The following is a 19,059-nucleotide window of genomic DNA, read 5'->3' as shown; positions in this document are numbered from 1 at the left end:
GACCTCTCCCCGGAATGAGGGGGGGTCGTTTCGGCCGGGTCGGCGCATCATTTGCGGGCGGCGCGCGGGCTTGCCGCGCCTTCGGGAGTTCCCAGGGCAGGGCCGGCCATCGAATCCTGGGTTTCGCCGCCAGGCGAGTCGTACAAACCGGAGAACCGCTCTGCAATGCTTTCCGACAAGCTTCTCGTAACCACCAAGTTCGCGCCGCCGCGAATCAGCGCGCAATCCATCTCCCGCCAGAGGCTGCTCGACGAGCTGAAGCGCATGGAGCATTGCAGCGTCGGGCTGGTCGTCGGCAGCCCCGGTTTCGGCAAGACCACGCTGCTGATGCAATGGCGCCAGGCGATGATGAAGGAGCGCTCGGAGATTGCCTGGCTGTCGCTGAGCGTCGAAGACAAGCATCTGGGCTCGTTCTTCGCCTATCTGCTGGCCGCGCTGCAGCGCCTGGGCGTGCCGCTGGAAAACGATATTCCGATGGAGGGCGCCAGCGGCGAGTCGGTCGACAGCATGGTGGCGGCCATCGTCGAAGGGGCCGCGGCGGTCGACAAGGAGCTGTACCTCATCCTCGACGACTATCAGTACGTGACCGACCCGCGCGCGCACCGCTTCATGCAGAAGCTGCTCGACCACGGGCCGGCGAACCTGCATTTCCTCATCGCTTCCCGTTCCGTGCCGCCGCTCAGTGTCAGCCGCCTGCGCCTGATGGGGCAGGTGGTGGAGCTGGACTGCGCCGGTCTGCCGTTCGACCTGGCGGAAACCCGCGCCTTTCTCGACCTGAATCTGTCCGCGCTGAAGTTGACCGCGGAAGAGGTGCACCTGATCCATGACCTGACCAGCGGCTGGCCGGCCAGCCTGCAGTTGATCGTCCTGCTGCTGCGCGGCCGGCCCGAGGCGCGCAAATCGCTGCGCGACCTGGGCTGGCGATCCGACGACTTGCAGACCTACCTCGCCGAGGACGTGATCGCCCACCTGCCGGAGGAGCTGGCGGCGTTCATGGAGAAGGTGAGCGTCTGCCGGCGCTTCAATGCATCGCTGGCGGCGGCAGTGACCGCCAACGACCAGGCCGCGCAGTTGCTGCAACGGCTGGAGGAGGAAAACCTGCTGATCTTCCGCGTCGAGGCCGACGACCGGCAGCCCTGGTATCGCTTCCATCCGCTGTTCAGCGAATTCCTCGCCACGCGCCTCGAACGCCGCGACATCGTCGGTGTCGCCGAACTGCACCGGCGCGCCTCGCGCTGGCTCGCCGAGCGCAAGCTGCTGGCGGAGGCCGTGCGCCACGCCACCCTGGGCGGCGACCTGGAGTTCGCTGCCGAACTGATCGAACGTTCGGCTCCCGTCACCTGGGGGCTGGACCAGGTCGGGCCGTTGCTGCGCCTGCTCGACCGCCTGCCGCAGGACGTGCTGTTCTCGCGGCCGCGGCTGTTTTTCATCGGCTGCCTGGCCTACGTGCTGACCGCGCGCCCGGCCAAGGCCGAGTCCTGGCTGGAGGCCTACCTGCGCAGCGGCGGCGGCCAGGACCCCGAGGACTCCCTGCGCCTGCGCACCGTGCAGGCTGCCATTGCCATCCAGCGCGACGATTCCGAAAGGATCATCGAGTTGCTGGAGGGCGACATCCACCCGCTGGCCGACGACTATTCGGTGATGCGCTACGGCCCCTCGGCGATGCTGGCGATTGCCTATTCCGCGGCGGGCAGGCATGCCGATGCGCTGCGCTGCCTGGACGAGCTGGTCATACCGGATGTCGACCGCGACGACGAAATGGCGCTGGTCGCCGAAGGCGCGCGGACCCAGAGCTATCTGCATGCAGGCCGGGTAGTCGAGGCCGAACGCTTCGGTTCGGACCTGCTCGCGCGCTCGGTCGCGGCCCATGGCCATCGTTCGATCAGCGCCTACCTGGCTGCCGCGTCGATGGCCGAGGTCTATTGCGAGACGGACCGCATCGACGAGGCCCGCGAAGTCCTCGCCAATCGCGTCGGCCTGCTGCAATGGGCGATGCCCGACACCATGATGCGCGCCACGCTGTGCCGGGCCCGGCTCGATCTGCTGCAGGAATCGCCGGATGCCACGCTGGCGTTTCTCGAACGCCAGGAGCGGCACTTCCGCAATATCGGCCTGAGTCGTGCGCTGGCCCACTGCCTGGCGGAACAGGTGCGCATCCTGCTCGCCGAGGGAAAGGCCGGCGATATCGGGGACCGCGTCGAACGCCTTGTGGAGCTGGGGCGGGAATACCAGGACGCTCGCGGTTTCCTGGCGGAGATTCCGATGCTGGCGGCGCTGACCCGCGCCCGCGTGCTGCAGGCCGGCAACAGCCATGAGGAATCGCTCGAACAGTTGCGCCTGGTTCGCGAGTTCGCCCGCGAGCACCAGCGTGCCCAGCTGGATGTCACCGCAACCCTGCTGATGGCCATCGCCGAGAGCCAGTTGCGCCGGCAGGGCAACTCCCAGGCGCTGCTCGGCGAGGCGCTGGAGCGCGGCCGCGAACTCGGCCTGGTGCGGACCTTCATCGACGAGGGGAACCTGCTCTGCAAGCTGATGACGGCGTATGTCGGCAAGGTTCCGGCGCAATCGCCGGTGGCCGGTTACCTCGACGATCTGCTGGCGCGCGTCAAGCGCAGCGACGATGGCGACCATGCCTCCCTGTCGCCACGGGAAATCGCGATCATCCAGCTGGTGAGCCAGGCCATGTCCAACAAGCGCATCGCCCTGGCGCTGAACATTTCGCTGGAAACGGTGAAATGGAACCTGAAGAACATCTACGCCAAGCTCGGCGTATCCAGCCGCTACGACGCAATGTCGTGGGCGCGCAAGCATGGGTTGATTCGCTGAGCCGCATGTGGCGGGTTGCACCCGCCCTACGCCAGGGCACCCGTACCCGGTAGGGCGGGTGAAACCCGCCAATCTCACCGCAATCGCGATTGGCTGGCGGGTTGCACCCGCCCTACATCTGAGCGCCCGTCAATCATGGCCCCCTCACCGTGAGGGGGGGTGATGGGGGTACAAGCGGCCGGGGGGGAGTCCTATCGTGGGTTCAAACAACGCTGGCATCACATCCGGCAACAAGAACCGCATCGAGGAGACTTACCCATGATTCCGCGCACCCTGTTTGATCACGAGCACGAAGAATTCCGCAACACCGCGCGGCGCTTCATGACCGAAGAAGTGATGCCCTTCCATGAGCAGTGGGAAGAGGATCACCTGGTGCCGCGCGCCGTGTGGAAGCGTGCCGGCGAGCTGGGCCTGCTCAATGCCACCACCCCGGAAGAATACGGCGGCATGGGCCTGGATCGTCGCTTCTCGATGATCGCCAGCGAGGAAATCGCCCGCGCCTGCGCCACCGGCCTGAACGGCTTCGGCGTGCACGACATCGTCGCCGGCTACCTGAACAACTTCGCCACCCACGAACAGAAGCTCGCCTGGCTGCCGAAGATGGCCGCTGGCGAAGCCATCGGCGCGGTGGCGATGACCGAGCCGAACACCGGTTCCGACCTGCAGGCGGTGAAGACCCGCGCCGTGCTGGACGGTGACGAGTACGTCATCAACGGCGCCAAGACCTTCATCTCCAACGGCACCAACTGCGACATCATCGTCGCCGTGGTCAAGACCGGCAGCACCGGCAAGGGCTCGCAGGACATCTCCCTGATCCTGGTCGAGGCCGACCGCCCCGGCGTGGTCAAGTCCAAGCCGCTGAAGAAGGTCGGCATGCATGCCCAGGACACCACCATGCTGTTCTTCGAGGACGTCCGCGTACCGAAGGAGAACGTGCTCGGCGGCGTGCCGGGGCAGGGCTTCTACCAGCTGATGAAGGAACTGGCGTGGGAGCGCCTGTCCATCGCCGTGAGCAGCGTCACCGGCGCCCAGGCCGCGTTCGAACACACCGTCGAATACACCAAGGGCCGCACCGTGTTCGGCAAGCCGATCTTCGATTTCCAGAACTCGCGCTTCAAGCTGGCTGAACTGAAGATCGAGCTGGCCGTCGCCCAGAACTACGTCGACCGCTGCATGGAGCTGTGCCTGCGCCACGAGCTGAGCTCCGAGGCTGCGGCCGCGGCCAAGCTGTACTGCTCCAACCTGTACTCCCGCGTTGTCGACGAGGGCGTGCAGCTGCATGGCGGCAACGGCTACATGCTCGAATACCCCATCGCCCGCCACTACATCGACCATCGCGTTACCCGCATCTACGGCGGTGCCAACGACATCATGAAAGAACTGGTCGCGCGCACCATCTGACCTGGCCGTGGAGAGAGACCCGCTATGGAACACCTGATTCCACGCACCCTGTTCAGCTCCGAGCACGAGGAGTTCCGCCGGATGGCGAAGCGCTTCGTGGAGGAGGAAGTCGCTCCGTTCCACGCCCGGTGGGAGAAGGAGAAGCGCATTCCCCGCGAAGTCTGGCAGCGTGCCGGCGAGCTGGGGATGCTGCTGCCGTCGATTCCCGAGGAATACGGCGGTCCGGGTGCCACGCGCCTGTTCGACGTGATCGTCGGCGAGGAATTCATGGGCTCCGGCGCCTCCGGCCTGATCGGCTTCGGCGTGCACGGGCTGGTCGCCGGCTACATCCTCAACTACGGCAGCGAGGAGCAGAAACAGTACTGGCTGCCGAAGATGTGCGCCGGCGAGGCCATCGGCTCCATCGCCATGACCGAGCCGAACACCGGCTCCGACCTCCAGGCGGTGCGTACCCGCGCCGTCCGCGAGGGCGACGAGTACGTCATCAATGGCGCCAAGACCTTCATCTCCAACGGCACCCAGTGCGACATCGCCGTGGTGGTGTGCAAGACCGGCAGCAGCGGCAAGGCCGGCGATATCTCGCTGATCATCGTCGAGGCCGGCCGCGAGGGCTTCAGCAAGTCGCAGCCGCTGGAAAAGGTCGGCCTGCATGCGCAGGACACCAGCATGCTGTTCTTCGACAACGTGCGCGTGCCGGCCAGCAACCTGCTCGGCGGGGAAGAGGGCAAGGGCTTCTACCAGCTCATGCACGACCTGGCCTGGGAACGCCTGATCGGCGCCGTCGGCTTCCAGATGCAGGCCGAGGCCGCCTTCCAGCACACCGTGGAGTACACCAAGGGTCGCAGCGTGTTCGGCAAGCCGGTGTTCGACTTCCAGAACTCGCGCTTCAAGCTCGCGCAGATGAAGGTGGAGCTGCAGATCGGCCGCTCGTGGATCGACAGCTGCATCGAGCTGTGCCTGCGCGGCGAACTGACCGCGGAAGCAGCGGCGGTGGCGAAGTGCTGGACCGCCGAACTGAGCAGCCGGGTGGTCGACGAGTGCCTGCAGTTGCACGGCGGCAACGGCTACATGACCGAGTACCCGATTGCCCGCCTGTACCTGGATACGCGCGGCAACCGCATCTGGGGCGGCACCAACGAAATCATGAAGGAAATCATTTCCCGGACCATCTGAGGCACGGGCTTCGTCATCCGCGCGCCTGCGTGCATTCACCGGCTGCGCGCCAGCAAGAAATCCCAAGAGGAAAGAAATCATGTCTGAACTTCGTTTCGACGGAAAAGTCGCCATCGTCACCGGCGCCGGCAATGGCCTCGGTCGCGCCCATGCACTGCTGCTGGCCTCCCGCGGCGCCAGGGTCGTGGTCAATGACCTGGGTGTCACCACCGCAGGTGTCGGCACCTCGTCCGCCGCGGCCGACGCCGTGGTCGCCGAAATCAAGGCTATGGGCGGCGAAGCCGTCGCCGACTACCACTCGGTCACCGAGGGCGAGAAGATCGTCGCCACCGCGCTGGAAGCCTTCGGCACCGTGGACATCCTGATCAACAACGCCGGCATCCTGCGCGATACCTCGTTCCACAAGATGACCGAGGAGCAGTGGGACCTGATCCAGGAAGTCCACGTCAAGGGCGCCTTCCGACTGACCCACGCCGTATGGCCGATCATGCGCGACAAGGGCTACGGCCGCATCGTGATGACCGCCTCCGGCGCCGGCATCTTCGGCAACTTCGGCCAGTGCAACTACTCCACCGCCAAGTCCGGCCTGATCGGTTTCGCCAACTCCCTGGCCATCGAGGGTGCGGCGAAGAACATCCGCGTCAACACCATCGCCCCGATTGCCGCCTCGCGCATGGTGATCGCCAGCGGCATCTTCCCCGAAGAGCTGCATGCCAAGCTGAAGGTCGAGGACGTCGCCCCGCTGGTCGGCTGGCTGTGCCACGAGGACTGCCAGGACACCGGCGGCCTGTTCGAAGTGGGTGGCGGTTTCCACGCCAAGTATCGCTGGGAGCGCTCGTATGGCCGCTTCCTGCACACCGACTCGCTGAGCCCGGAACTGGTGCGCGAGAACTGGGAGCGCATCACCCGCTTCGACGAGAAGAGCGTGCATCCGGCCAATGGCGGCGAGAGCTTCACGGAGCTGTTCGAGCGCATGGCCGGCAACGCCATCGGCGGTAACCAGTACGTCGACATGGAAGTGGCCGCCAATGCCGTCGCTACCCTGGAGACCGAATACGACCAGACCGACGCCGCGCTCTACGCGCTGGCCGTGGGCGCCGCCAAGGACCCGCTGGACCGCACCGAGCTGCTGTACATCAACGAGTTCAAGGGCGAAGAGTTCCGCGTGCTGCCGACCATGGCCGTGCTGCCGGCGACCCAGGTGTTCCTCAAGGCCATCCTCTCCGGCAAGCCGACCCTGGAGGGCCTGGAGCTGCCGTTCGCCAAGGGCCTGCACGGCGAGCAGTACACCGAGATGTACTGTCCGCTGCCGCCGAAGGCCAGGCTGAAGCACACCATGCGTCTCAAGGAAGCCCTGGACAAGGGCAAGAGCTCGGTCAGCGTGCTGGAAATCCACACCACCGACGAGAACGACGTACCGCTCTACTACAACGAGTTCACCAGCTTCTACACCGGCACCCCGGGCGCCGGCCTGAAGCGCGTTCCGAGCGTACCGGCCGTGCCGCTGCCGGATCGCGAGCCCGACGCGGTGATCGCCGAGAAGACCGACGTCAACCAGGCCCTGCTGTATCGCCTGTGCGGCGACTGGAATCCGATGCACGTCGATCCGGATTACGCGCAGAAGGCCGGCTACGAGAAGCCGTTCCTGCATGGCCTGTGCACCTTCGGCTACGCCGGTCGCCATGTGATCAAGGCGTTCTGCAACAACGACTCGCGCCTGTTCAAGAACATCCGCGTGCGTTTCGCCGCCATCGTGATGCCGGGCGACACCCTGGAAACCCGCATGTGGCGCGAATCGCCGAACCGCGTGGTGTTCGAGACCCGCGCCGTCGAGCGTGACGTGGTGGTGCTCAAGGGCGGCTCCGTCGAGATCTTCGACAGCGTTCCCGCCTGAGAGCCGTAGCAACGCGCCACCGGGAGCCGAGTTCCCGGTGGCCGCTGCTGTTGTCCGGGAGCGGTCCTCGATGCGGATAGGAGCATCATGGAATGCCCATGCTCCCGTGACCTGGAAATTCGAGACAGTAGGACCGTTCAATGAACAACAACAAGCAGACGCTACTGCACAAATTCCTGCATTGGGAAAGCACCACCCCCGATGCGATCTACCTGACCGAGCCCTGTCCCGATGGCAGCGTGATCGACTACAGCTGGCGCGAGGTCGGCGACCAGGCGCGGCGCATGGCGGCGCACCTGGCGACGCTGGAGCTGCCGGCGCAATCGTCCATCGGCATCTTCGCCGGCAACAGCGCGCACTGGATCATCGCCGACCTCGCCATCTGGATGGCCGGGCATGTCAGCGTGCCGATCTATACCAGCGCCAACGCCGATACCGTGGGCTATGTGATCGGGCATGCGGATGTGCGGCTCATGTTCGTCGGCCGCCTGGATGGCGGACGCGTCGGTTGGGACAAGGTTTCCGGCGCCGTGCCTGCCGCGCTGCCGCTGATCGATCTGCCGCGCTCGGCGCGTGGCGAAGGTCCGACCTGGCAGCAGATCGTCGCGCAGGCGCAGCCGCTGGCAGAGGTGGCGCTGCCGTCTCCCGAGGCGCTCGCCACCATCATCTACACCTCCGGCAGCACCGGTCGTCCCAAGGGCGTGATGCACAGTTTCGGCGGCATGTACGCCGGCCCGGACGTCTCCCAGGTGATGTACGACAAGCGTCGCGGCACCAGCACTTCGGACCGCCTGCTGTCCTACCTGCCGCTGGCGCACACGGCGGAGCGCGCGGTGGTCGAGGCGGTATCGCTGTACAGCGGCTGCCGGGTGTTCTTCAACGAAAGCCTGCAGACCTTCAGCGACGACCTGCGCCGTGCCAGGCCGACCATCTTCATGTCGGTGCCGCGCCTGTGGGGCAAGTTCTTCCACGGCATCAACGAGCGCATTCCAGCGGAAGTCCAGGCCGCCGCCTTCGCCGACCCGGAAAAGGCGCCGGCGATGCGCGCACAGATCCTCGGCGCACTCGGCCTCGACCAGTGCCACACGGGGCTGTCGGGTTCGGCGCCGTTGCCGTCCGCCGTGCACAACTGGTACCGGGAACTGGGCCTGGAACTGCTCGAAGGCTACGGGATGTCGGAGAACTTCGGCGTTTCGCACTTCAGCCTGTATGGCGACGTACGCATCGGCTACGTCGGCGCGCCGATTCCCGGCGTGCGCTGCCGCATCGCGGCGGATGGCGAAATCCTGGTGCGCAGCCCGTGCCAGATGATGGGCTATTACAAGGAGCCCGCGCTTACCGCCGAGTGCTACACCGAGGACGGCCTGTTCCATACCGGCGACCGCGGCGAGGTCGACGAGCAGGGGCGCCTGCGCATCACCGGGCGGGTCAAGGACCTGTTCAAGACGGCCAAGGGCAAATACGTCGCGCCCGTCCCCATCGAGGCCCGGCTCGGCAACCACAATCTGGTCGAGGCGGCCTGCGTGGTGGGCGTCGGCATGCCGCAGCCCATCGCACTGCTCAACGTGTCGGCGGACACCCGCCAGGCGCTGACCTGTGGCGAGCGGAAGGACGCCGTGATGACGGAACTGGAGATCCTGCTGGACGAGGTCAACGCGAGGTTCGAGGCGCATGAGCAGCTGGATTGCCTGGTGGTGATGCAGGAACCCTGGAGCATCGACAACGGCCTGCTGACTCCGACCCTGAAGATTCGCCGCAGCGTCATCGAGGAGCGCTACCACCAGCGCGGCGAAGCCTGGGTCGCCAGTCGGCGGCGGGTGATCTTCGAGTAAATCGCGCTGACCCCAGCGAGCAACCCCATGGTTCCCACGCTCCCGCGTGGGGACCCATCCGGGGACGCTCCGCGTCCCGTTCGACGCGGGAGCGTCGAGGGCTGCATTCCCACGCAGGAGCGCGGGAACGATTGCCATCGGCCTTTTTTGACGCCGTAGGGCGGGTGAAACCCGCCAAAAAGTTAGCCGGAATTCTTGCCCAGCCCCCTCGTTTGAAGGGGATGCCGCTGCAAAACCATCCGCGCAAAACTCCCTGTGGCTCAACAACAAGAACAACGAGGCTTCAGGATGAAAATGAACTTTGCCCGCACCTTCGCCCAACTCGCCATCCGTCATGGAAACCGCGAGGCGCTGGTCAATATCGAACGTGGCAGGCGCTACAGCTTCCGCGAGCTGCACCGGCTCACCAACCGCATCGTCAACATGATGCGCGAGCGCCTGCAACTGCGGCGTGGCGACGTGTACCTGTGCATCCTGGAAAACGACAACCTGTCGCTGCTGCACACCTGGACCGCGCTGAAGGGTGAAGCGGCGGCGGCCTTCACCAACTTTCGCGATTCGGTGGACGAACATTTCGCCCAGGTCGATCACATCCGGCCGAAAGTTGTGTTCCTCGAAAACGCATTGCTCGACCGCTATTTCGACGGGCTGCATGCGCGCGGCATAACCGTGGTGTGCATGGACCCGCCGGAGCAGCCATGCGATGGATTGGTCGGCTTCGATAGCCTGCTGGAAGGCATTGGCGACCACGACCCCGGCGTGGAAAGTGATCCGTACGCGGACATCCTCATCTACCGCTTCACCGGCGGCACCACCGGCAAGAGCAAGTGCGCGCAGTACACCCTGGACAACTGGCTGGCCTGCCGCGATGCCTTCTATGCCGAAGCCGAACAGGCTTTCGATGAGCGCACGCGCCTGCTGCACATGGCGCCGATCAGCCATGGCTCCGGATTGAGCGTGCTGGCCACGCTGTTCCGTGGCGGCTGCACGGTGACCCAGAACGCTCCCGATCTCGTGCAGTGGTGCCGCCATGTCGAGGACGAACGCATCACCGTCGGTTCGCTGGTGCCGACGCTGCTCTACCGCCTTCTCGACCTGCCGCAGGCCGACGATCACGACCTGTCCAGCCTGCGCAGCGTCTACTACGGCGCCGCACCGATGAGCCCGGCCAAGCTGGCGCGGCTGCAGCAGCGCTTCGGCAATATCTTCCTGCAGATCTACGGCGCCACCGAATGCCTGCAGGCGGTCGCCACCCTCGGCAAGGCCGATCACCTGACGGCCAGCGAGGACGGCCGCCTGGCCTCGGCGGGGCGCGTTGCGCCGGGTGTCGAGCTGCTCATCGTCGACGAGCAGGGCAGGGAAGTGGCGGCCGGCGCCACCGGGGAACTCTGGCTGCGCAGCCGGGCGACCATCTCCGGCTACCACGGCAACCCGGAGGCGACCGCGACGGAGTTCAGCGAGGGCTTCTGGAAGTCTGGCGATCTCGGCTATGTGGACGAGCAGGGCTTCCTGTTCATCGTCGACCGCAAGAAGGACATGATCATCACCGGCGGATTCAACGTCTACGCGGTCGAGGTGGAGGCCGCGCTCAACGCCCACCCGGACGTGGCGATATCCGCCGTGGTCGGCATCCCGCACGCGGAATGGGGCGAGGCGGTGCACGCCGAGGTGGTGCTGAAGGACGGCGCCCGGCTTTCCAGCGAGGGGTTGATCGAACACGTCAAGAACCGCCTGGGCCGCTTCAAGGCGCCCAAGTCGCTGGTGTTCGTCGATGAGCTGCCGGTCAGCGCGGTGGGCAAGGTGCTGCGGCGCAGCGTGCGGGAGAAGTACTGGAAGGATGCGGGGCGGCGGGTTTCGTAGGGACGATACCGTCGAGGTGAGGGGAGCCGTTGCGGGAGCAACTGTCCTGCATCCTACGTAATTACGTGGCTGGGCCAGAACCCGCGTAGGTTGGTGCTGAACGCAGTGAAGCCCAACGATGGCGATGTTGGGCTTCGCGTTGCTCAGCGCCAACCTACGGTGGGCATTGCAGCCCGTAGGAGCAACTGTCTTGCCGCTTTTGTAGGAGCGAGCTCTGCTCGCGAAGCTTTTGCGGGGCGGATATTCGCGAGCAGAGCTCGCTCCTACAGGAATTCGACCCGTTGCCGAACGTACGTCACAAGTCCCATGGACGGCTTTGCTCCTCGGCTCAGTCCGCACGATGGCGATGCGGAGCCAGAGTCCAACGGGGGTCCCTGTCCTGCATGTCGCCCTTCAGCCAGCGCTCGGTAACGGCCTCCGCCCGGCGGATGAGTTCGGCGGTGTGCGAGAAGTCGTAGGAGTTGACGGCCAGCGGGCACAGCGGCGGGACGACGAGCAGTTCGCACCGTTCCGCGAAGCGATCGACGTCCGCCAGCAACTGCCGCATGGCCAGCAGGTTGAGCGCGTGCATCGCGACGGCCAGCGCACCCCGTGGCGGGGCCTTCAAGACGCACGGCGTTCCGGTCGGCAGGATCAGCACCCGGGTGGCCCCGAGGGCAACCGCCGCGGAAATCGGGGTATTGCTGGTGATCCCGCCGTCCATCAACGGCCGGTCCGCGATGGTCACCGCTGGAAACACGGCTGGAATGGCCGTACTGGCAAGCAGCGCCGCCGTGGCGTCACCCGTGGACAGGATGACCTCCGTGCCGTCGAGTATGTCAGTGGCGACGATGTGACAGGGTACTGACGCATCCTCCAGGCGCCGGTAGGGGAGTTGCGATTCGATGAGCGTGCGCAAGTGTCCGGGGAGCGCGAGGTGATCGCGCCGGCCAAGCAGCCCCAGGGCTGTGCCGAATACCGAGAGCGGGAAGATATCGGGGCGGCGCAACCCCAGCCAGATGCGTTCGAGGAGCGCGATGCCGCTTGCGTCGGGGGCAGCGGCATAATAGGCGCCATTGATAGCCCCCACTGAGGCACCGACGATCAGATCGGGAGTGATGTGCGCCCGGGTCAGCGTCTTGAGCATGCCGACCTGCACCGCGCCGAGACTGCCGCCGCCGGCCAGCACGAAGGCGGTTTTCCGGGCTTCATCCTGAATCATGCAAACAGCCCCGGACTGGTCGCCGCCGCAGGGGCGCAATCAGCCCTGCAGCGTCGCCTCGATGGCCAGGTTCTCCAGATCACGCCCGACCGAGGCCGCCGCGACGAGTGTTCCCGCGCGAAAGTAGCGCGCCGTGAAGTCCCGCTTCGCCAACGTACCGTCGATGCGGACTTCATCCCAGCCGTGCGCATATCCGGTGTAGCGAAGATCCAGTCCGTAGTGGTGCGTCCAGAAAAACGGCACATCCGTGAACGCCTGCCCGACGCCCAGCATATTGGCCGCGGCAGCCTGGCCCTGCCGCTGCGCATGAACCCAGTGCTCGACCCGGATCAGGTCCGCGCCGTACCGATAGCGCGCGACATCACCGGCGGCGAAGTGGCCGGCAACCGAGGTCTGCAGGCGGGGATTGACGAGGATGCCGTCCTGCACCTCCATTCCGGCCGTGGCTGCGAGCTCCGTGCGCGGTGCGACACCTGCGCCGACGATCAGCAGGTCTGCAGCGATCCGGGTGCCGTCAGCCAGTGTGAGCGACTTGCCATCGAAGCCCTTGGCCACCGAGCGAAGGTGGAACACCACTCCCTGTTCCTGGTGCAGGCTGGTGATGAAGCCGCCCACTTCCGGACCCAGCACGCGCTCCAGCGGCACATCCTCGGGCGCCACCACATGCACCTGGAGCCCGCGTGCCCGCAGCGCTGCCGCGGCCTCCATGCCGATGAAACCGGCGCCGACCAGGGCCACCGACTTTGCGCCCTGGCTCGCGCCGATGATCGACCGGGCATCGGCCAGCGAACGAAGCATGAACACGTTGGGCAGGTCGAACCCGGGGATGGGCAGCCGCCGCGGTTCCGCACCGGTAGCGATGAGCAGGGCGTCATAGGCCAGCCGTTCGCCTGATCCGGTCAGCACCTCTCGTGCATTGGTATCGATCGCGGCAACATCGCAGCCCAGGCGCAGGTCGATCTGCCGATCGGCATAGAACTCCGGACCCTGCAGGGGAATCCAGTCTTCCGGCGCGGTTCCGGCCAGGTAGTCCTTGGACAGATTGGGCCGGTCGTAAGGTGCGGACGCGTCGGCGCTGAGCATCGACAACACGCCGGAATAGCCCAGTTCGCGCAGTCGCTCGGCCGCAGCGAACCCCGCGGCGCCGCCACCGATGATCAGGATTCGACCGGGCTGTTTGGGGAGGGCATCTGGTCGCGACGGCTGAAGGGTTGCTTCCAGGCCGCGCACGAACACGGTCTCGCCGACGACTTCCACACGCCAGGTCGCCAGCGCCGCGAAGGCCGGTGCCCGCAGGGCGGCGCCGGTGCGCAGACTGAAGCACGCGTGGTGCCACGGGCAGCGAATCTCCTCATCGACGACCAGGCCATCGGCCAGTGGCGCACCGTAGTGAGTACAGAGACCGCTGACCGCATGCAGGCCATCGTCCATGCGTACCAGCAGAACGGGATTGCCTTCGACGTGGCCAGCGAGTACGCCCGCGGCCGGAACACTGGACAAGGGCACACCCCTGGTCAGATCGGGGCCGGGGGGAGGGGAATCGGAGTGAGCCATGGCGTGACTCCTTTGCTGCGGAAAATCCGCCTGGGTTGCAACCGTTTTGCACAGAGCGCGAGGGGGGAGACGCCAGACCCGGAAAGGTCACCGTGGAGCACTCCGCGTATCCCGATTTCGGCAATTCCCGCGCGCTCAGCCAACCACCACGGCAACAGCGATCAAGACGCCAACGATCACCAGGAAACCCATCAGCAGAATCGCGATGCTGCGCAGGGATTGTCGATCTTCTGAGCCTAGCAAATGCATTTTGATCACCTCGGCAGGAGCCATTTCCGGATGTCACCTCCGACGTTACGCTGCCCGGATGAATTTGAATAACGATAAAAATTGGCCGTAAATATCGGTGATATCGAATCCATTTGGCGGATGGCGGCATTGCTGTCCGAACGGCACCGGATACGCCTGATCACCGATCGAGGGGACTGCAGCTTATGGATACCGAACTTGCCCGAACCTTTCTTACGGTCATCGCGGCGGGAAACTTTCGTAATGCCGCCTCGCGGTTGTTCGTCACGCAATCGACCGTCAGTGCCAGAATCGCCGCACTGGAGGAACAACTCGGCTGCAGCCTGTTCGTACGCAACAAGGCCGGCACGACGCTCACCCCGGCCGGCCTTTCCTTCCACCCCTTCGCAACCACGCTCGTGCGCACCGTGGAGCGTGCCCGCCAGGACATCGGCGTGGCCCTGGGCTTTCGGGCGTCCGTGACCATCGGCGGACGTTTCGGACTCTGGGACGATCTGCTGTTTGCCTGCCTGCCGCGAATCCGCAAGGCTGTGCCCGACATCGCCATACGCGCCGAGATGGCCTTCGAAGATGAGCTCATTCAGGGACTGGTCGAGGGGCGCACCAACATCGGGGTGATGTACACGCCCCAGAACCGGCCGGGGTTGGTGGTTGAACTATTGCTGGAAGAGCAACTGGTTTATGTGACCACCAGCGACGACAACTCCAGCCTGCCCGGTGAGGACTATGTGTACATCGACTGGGGCCCGGAGTTCGCCAGCAAGCACAGTGCCGCCTTCCCGGATTTCCTCGGGGCGGGGCTGAGCGCCAATATCGGCTGGCTGGGTCTGACCCACATCCTGGCTTACGGCGGCGCCGGGTATTTCCCATTACGCCTGATCGAGCATGCGCTCGCTGCAAGGCAACTGCATCGGCACCCTGACGCGCCGGACTTCCAGTTGCCGGCCTATCTGGTGTACCCGGCCGATCCGCAGCCTGAGACGCTGCGACTTGTCCTGCAGATCGTGCGAGATGTCACAGCAGAGATTCTGCATCGCTGAAGCACGTAGTGGCGGGTTCGATTACGACGGTGACGCCTTCGTAATCGACCCGGCTGGCGGTGATGTTCAGCGGAAGGTGGACAGGCTTCGCGGTTTTTCACCAGGGGAGGGGAACCTTGTAGGAGCGGGCCATACCCGCGATATTCCGATGCCATTCGCGGGCATGGCCCGCTCCTACAAATACTCCGGCGTTGCGATCCCCTCACTCCAACCCTCTCCCGGAGGGAGAGGGGGCGCGACGGTGTGAGGTGGTACACCGTGCCAACCGGCGACTCCGAATAGTCCCCTCTCCCTCCGGGAGAGGGTTAGGGTGAGGGGGTAGCCTCGCGGCCATGCAAGACAGTTGCTCCTACGGAAAAAGAAACGCCCCGCAAGGCGGGGCGTCATTCAAGGCGTTGGAGCTGGATCAGCTATCAGCGAACCCCCGCATTCCGCAGTGCCGCCGGGGTGAAGTCGGCCATCTTGGTGCGCATGCCGAATTGCGGGGCGTGTTTCTCCTCGTTGCTCATCGCCGCGACGATGTAGCGGCCGGCGATCAGGTCGTAGAAGGACTGGGCGGCCGGAGCGCTCAGGTTCTGCTCGTAGTTGCTGTAGGTGAAGTTCTCGCCGACCCGCCACAGCTGGCCGCGGCCGTCGTAGTGGTCAACTTCGACGATCTGCCAGGTGTCCTCGTCGAAGTACATGTCGCGCTTGGCGTAGATGTGCCGCTCGCCGGCCTTCAGGGTGGCCTGCACGTGCCACACGCGGTGCAGTTCGTAGCGGGTCAGGTCCTGGTTGATGTGGCCCTTCTTGATGATGTCGTCGTACTTCACGCTCGGCGACTGCAGCTTGTAGTTGTTGTACGGGATGTACAGCTCCTGCTTGCCGATCAGTTTCCAGTCGTAGCGGTCCGGGGCGCCGTTCATCATGTCGGCGTTGTCGGAGGTGCGCATGCCGTCGGAAGCCTGGCCGGGAGCGTCGTAGGCCAGTTCCGGGGCGCGGCGTACGCGGCGCTGGCCGGCGTTGTAGATCCACGATTTGCGCGGTTCGGCGACCTGGTCGATGGTCTCGTGGGCCATCGCCACGGTGCCGGCCAGGCGGGCCGGGCCGGTCACTGCGAAGATGTAGTAGAACAGCACGTTCTTCGCTTCGGCCGGGTCCACGCCGTCCATGAACTGCGGGAAGCTGTTCTGGTCGGTGGCCTTGACCACGGCGTAGGAACCGTCGGTCTGCGGTGCGGCCTGCGCGGTGAAGCGCTGCAGGTTGGCGCCGCGGTAGCGGGTGATGTGGTTCCAGTACACCTCGACGCCGCTCTTCGGAATCGGGAAGGCGTAGTAGCGGGTGTCGGTGAAGTTGGCCAGGGAGTTGCCGCCATTGGCCAGTTCCACGGTCACGGCGCTCTTCTTCGCCGCATCGTAGATGTTCTGCGGTGCGGACGCGGTGCGGTGGCTCGGGTAGACCGGAATCTTGTAGCTGTCCGGATAGCGCTTGAACATCGCCTGCTGGCCGGGGGTCAGCTTGCTTTTGTATTGATCGACATTGTCCTTGGTGATGACGAACAGCGGCTTCTCGCCGGCGAACGGATCGCCCAGGAAGCCCTTGCCGTCCACCGGCGCGGCGCCGGGTTTGAGGCCGCCGGTCCATTCCGGAATGCTGCCGTCGGCGTTGCCGGCCTTTTCCGCGCCGAGCGGGGTGAGGGTGGTGCCCAGCTGGGCCGCTTCCTGCGGGGAGACGGCGGCCATGACTCCGGTGGCCAGCAGAGACAGCGCCAGGGCGCCGGATTTCAGTACAGAGATGGATTTCATGCTTGGTTCCTCTGCCAGGTGGATCAGAAGTTCACGCCGAAGCTGAGCGCGACGTAGTCGCGATCGGTCTGGGTGTTGAAGTGGCCGCCGAAGAAGTCGGTGTAACTCAGGCTGGCGGTGTAGGTGTTCTGGTAGTCGGCATCCACGCCCACGCTGACGGCCTTCGAGCCTTCCTCGAAGTTCGGGCCCCAGCCGTCCACGTCATGGGACCAGGCGATGCTCGGCGCGAGGTTCACGCCGGCGAACACGTTCGGATATTCCATGCGCCCGCGGACGCGGTAGCCCCAGGAGTCGGTGGTGTAGAAGCCGTGGCTGTTGCACTCCTGCTGCGGGTTGGTCGTAGTGGCGCAGACCCGCGCGTTCTGCCCGCCGGGGAACTCGCCGGCGCCGAATACCGGGCTGCGGCCGAAGCGCACGTCGGTGCCGTCGGAGCTGCCCAGACCGTTGATGCGGTTGTAGCCCACCTCGCCGATGAGGGTCAGGCGGTCGCCGCCGAGCACCTGCATGAAGCTCTTGGTGGCGGTCATCTGCGCCTGGAATACCGGCATGCGCTTGTAGCCCGGCAGATCGCCACCCAGCGCCTGGGCGGTCTGGCCGGAGGTGAAGACCGGTGAGGTGACGGTGGTGAAGTTGGCCGGATCGGTCGCGTGCAGGGCCGCCAGGTTGAGGTCGGCGGTGTTGATCTGCAGCGGCATGTTCGGCCGGTAGCTGACTTCGCCACCCAGCGAGGTGCCGCCCACGTTGGTCTGAAAGCTCAGGCCGTAGAGACGGATGTCTTCCGGATAGTCGACGAAGTAGCGCGCGGCGCGGACCTGGTCGAACTGGCGCTGGGCGGCGGCGACCTGGACCGCGGTGGCGATCTGCGCCGGCGTGCGGCCGGCGGCGGCGAGCTGGGTGCGCAGGGCGCCGATCTGGCCGGCGGTGATCGAGGGTACGGTGGTCTGCTGGAAGCTCAGGTACGGGTTGCGGCTGTGGTAGTTCATCGCATAGGCGCCGAACTCGGTGTCGTTCAGTTCCGGCACGAACCAGCGCAGGGCGACGCCGAACTGGCCGCTGTCCTTGGCGTCGTTGTCCTTCAGGCGCGGCATGTAGACGTCGTCGCGCACCGTGCCGCCAAGGATTTGCGCGGCGGTCGCGGTATTGGCCGCCTCGCCCGGCGCCAGGTCCGGCCCGGCGAATACCAGGCGGTCGTTGCAGCCCTGGGGCAGCGGATCGGAACCGAAGAAGGTGCCGCAGTTGTCGACCACGGTCTTGTCCCACTCGATCTGGTAGAAGCCCTCGGCGGTGAGGTTCTCGGTCAGCGCCTGGGACATGTAGAACATGTTCACCGGGATCAGCCCTTCCTTCACCTCGGCGCCCGGGCGGCGCAGGGCGGCGACGTCGGTGGGGTTGATAGAGTTGATGCTGTTCTGGATGAAGGTGCTCTCGCCCCAGCTCACCACCTGCTTGCCCAGGCGCACGTTGCCCGGCAGGTCGCCGAGGTTGTAGTTGTGGTAGACGAAGGCGTCGAGGAACTGGGCGCCGGAGGACTTCGCCGCGCGGTCGCGGCCGCTGTCGTCGATGTCGTAGAAGTTGCGGTGCTCGTCCTTCAGTTCGAAGTCGTACCAGTACTTGCCGCGCACGAAGGCGCCGCTGTCGCCGTACTTCAGTTCGAGGTCGTGCACGCCCTTGAAGATCTTCGAGAAGGTTTCGCCCTTCTTGAAATTCTGCCGGTTGTCGTCCGCGGTACGAGTAGCCGACTGACCGCGCAGGCCGCTGACGTTGGCCGCGTTGACGAACTTGGGATCGGGTCCGCGCACCGACCAGCTCGCGCCGACCGACAGCGACGAATCGAATTGTCCTTCGATCTCCCCGATATTGAAGCTGACGGCATGAGCCTGCGCGCTCACACCCATGGCGACGGCGACGGCCAGCAGTTGCGGCTGGAAGGCTCCGTACTTTCTTGTTGTTGTCATTCGACGCTCCGGTTACGTGTGGTGGATCGGCTGGCAGTCCAGCCGGCATTCGCGGCCAGTGGCCGTGGCAGGGAAATGTCCAGGCCCCGCAAACGATGGACTTGTTGTTGTTTTGTTAACCGCGGCCAATCCTGTACCCGGCGCGTCTGTTGCACCTCCCCTCGACCCCCCGCGACTTTCCCCCCCGTGAGGTGGGGGGTGTGCAAGGGGGCTTTTGTGGCGCCAGGGAAAAGTCATGCGCAGGGGGCGGGCTCGCGGGCCGGCTGGCGGTGCGCGAGTGCCGCCTCCCC

At 65.6% G+C, this 19,059-nt stretch carries 12 protein-coding genes; 7 read left to right on the top strand and 5 right to left on the bottom strand.

The window, feature by feature from the left end:
- The first annotated feature begins 165 nt into the window (after positions 1 to 165).
- From JFY56_RS02430 to JFY56_RS02405, 6 genes are all read left to right on the top strand, one after another.
- The gene (locus JFY56_RS02430) at positions 166 to 2,826 is read left to right on the top strand and encodes a LuxR C-terminal-related transcriptional regulator (RefSeq protein ID WP_208311883.1); all 2,661 of its coding nucleotides are present in this window, start codon (positions 166 to 168) and stop codon (positions 2,824 to 2,826) included.
- Positions 2,827 to 3,084: 258 nt separating this feature from the next.
- A complete protein-coding gene (locus JFY56_RS02425; protein ID WP_208311882.1) occupies positions 3,085 to 4,227 on the top strand; it encodes an acyl-CoA dehydrogenase family protein in 1,143 nt (380 codons plus the stop codon).
- Positions 4,228 to 4,260: 33 nt separating this feature from the next.
- Positions 4,261 to 5,400, top strand: coding sequence for an acyl-CoA dehydrogenase family protein (locus JFY56_RS02420; RefSeq protein WP_236032440.1), 1,140 nt, complete (start codon positions 4,261 to 4,263; stop codon positions 5,398 to 5,400).
- Between the two features lie 79 nt (positions 5,401 to 5,479).
- Positions 5,480 to 7,294, top strand: a complete 1,815-nt coding sequence (locus JFY56_RS02415) for an SDR family oxidoreductase (protein WP_236032395.1) — start codon at positions 5,480 to 5,482, stop codon at positions 7,292 to 7,294.
- A 140-nt stretch (positions 7,295 to 7,434) separates the two neighbouring features.
- A complete protein-coding gene (locus tag JFY56_RS02410) occupies positions 7,435 to 9,126 on the top strand; it encodes an AMP-binding protein (RefSeq protein ID WP_208311880.1) in 1,692 nt (563 codons plus the stop codon).
- Between the two features lie 288 nt (positions 9,127 to 9,414).
- Positions 9,415 to 10,986, top strand: a complete 1,572-nt coding sequence (locus JFY56_RS02405; protein ID WP_208311879.1) for a class I adenylate-forming enzyme family protein — start codon at positions 9,415 to 9,417, stop codon at positions 10,984 to 10,986.
- A 328-nt stretch (positions 10,987 to 11,314) separates the two neighbouring features.
- Here JFY56_RS02405 and JFY56_RS02400 read toward each other — a convergent pair whose 3' ends face one another.
- From JFY56_RS02400 to JFY56_RS02390, 3 genes are all read right to left on the bottom strand, one after another.
- Entirely contained in the window at positions 11,315 to 12,187 is an 873-nt protein-coding gene (locus JFY56_RS02400; protein WP_208311878.1) for a patatin-like phospholipase family protein, read from the bottom strand.
- Between the two features lie 39 nt (positions 12,188 to 12,226).
- Positions 12,227 to 13,741, bottom strand: a complete 1,515-nt coding sequence (locus JFY56_RS02395) for an FAD-dependent oxidoreductase (protein ID WP_208311877.1) — start codon at positions 13,739 to 13,741, stop codon at positions 12,227 to 12,229.
- Between the two features lie 135 nt (positions 13,742 to 13,876).
- Complete coding sequence (locus JFY56_RS02390; protein WP_208311876.1) at positions 13,877 to 14,014, bottom strand: hypothetical protein; 138 nt, start codon at positions 14,012 to 14,014, stop codon at positions 13,877 to 13,879.
- Positions 14,015 to 14,175: 161 nt separating this feature from the next.
- Here JFY56_RS02390 and JFY56_RS02385 point away from each other — a divergent pair, with 161 nt between their 5' ends.
- Positions 14,176 to 15,030 carry a LysR family transcriptional regulator gene (locus JFY56_RS02385; RefSeq protein ID WP_208311875.1) on the top strand — a complete coding sequence of 285 codons (855 nt, stop codon included), beginning with the start codon at positions 14,176 to 14,178 and terminating at the stop codon, positions 15,028 to 15,030.
- A gap of 413 nt (positions 15,031 to 15,443) precedes the next feature.
- On the opposite strand, the gene JFY56_RS02380 is transcribed toward JFY56_RS02385, so the two are convergent.
- A complete protein-coding gene (locus JFY56_RS02380; protein WP_208311874.1) occupies positions 15,444 to 16,814 on the bottom strand; it encodes a DUF1329 domain-containing protein in 1,371 nt (456 codons plus the stop codon).
- A 23-nt stretch (positions 16,815 to 16,837) separates the two neighbouring features.
- The gene (locus tag JFY56_RS02375) at positions 16,838 to 18,769 is read right to left on the bottom strand and encodes a DUF1302 domain-containing protein (RefSeq protein ID WP_208311873.1); all 1,932 of its coding nucleotides are present in this window, start codon (positions 18,767 to 18,769) and stop codon (positions 16,838 to 16,840) included.
- Between the last annotated feature and the right edge of the window lie 290 nt (positions 18,770 to 19,059).

This window comes from Pseudomonas schmalbachii (assembly GCF_017589465.1).
In the GTDB taxonomy this organism is placed as follows: Bacteria; Pseudomonadota; Gammaproteobacteria; order Pseudomonadales; family Pseudomonadaceae; genus Pseudomonas; species Pseudomonas schmalbachii.
Note: the sequence above shows the minus strand (reverse complement) of the source record. Positions and strands in the feature narration are given on the sequence as shown.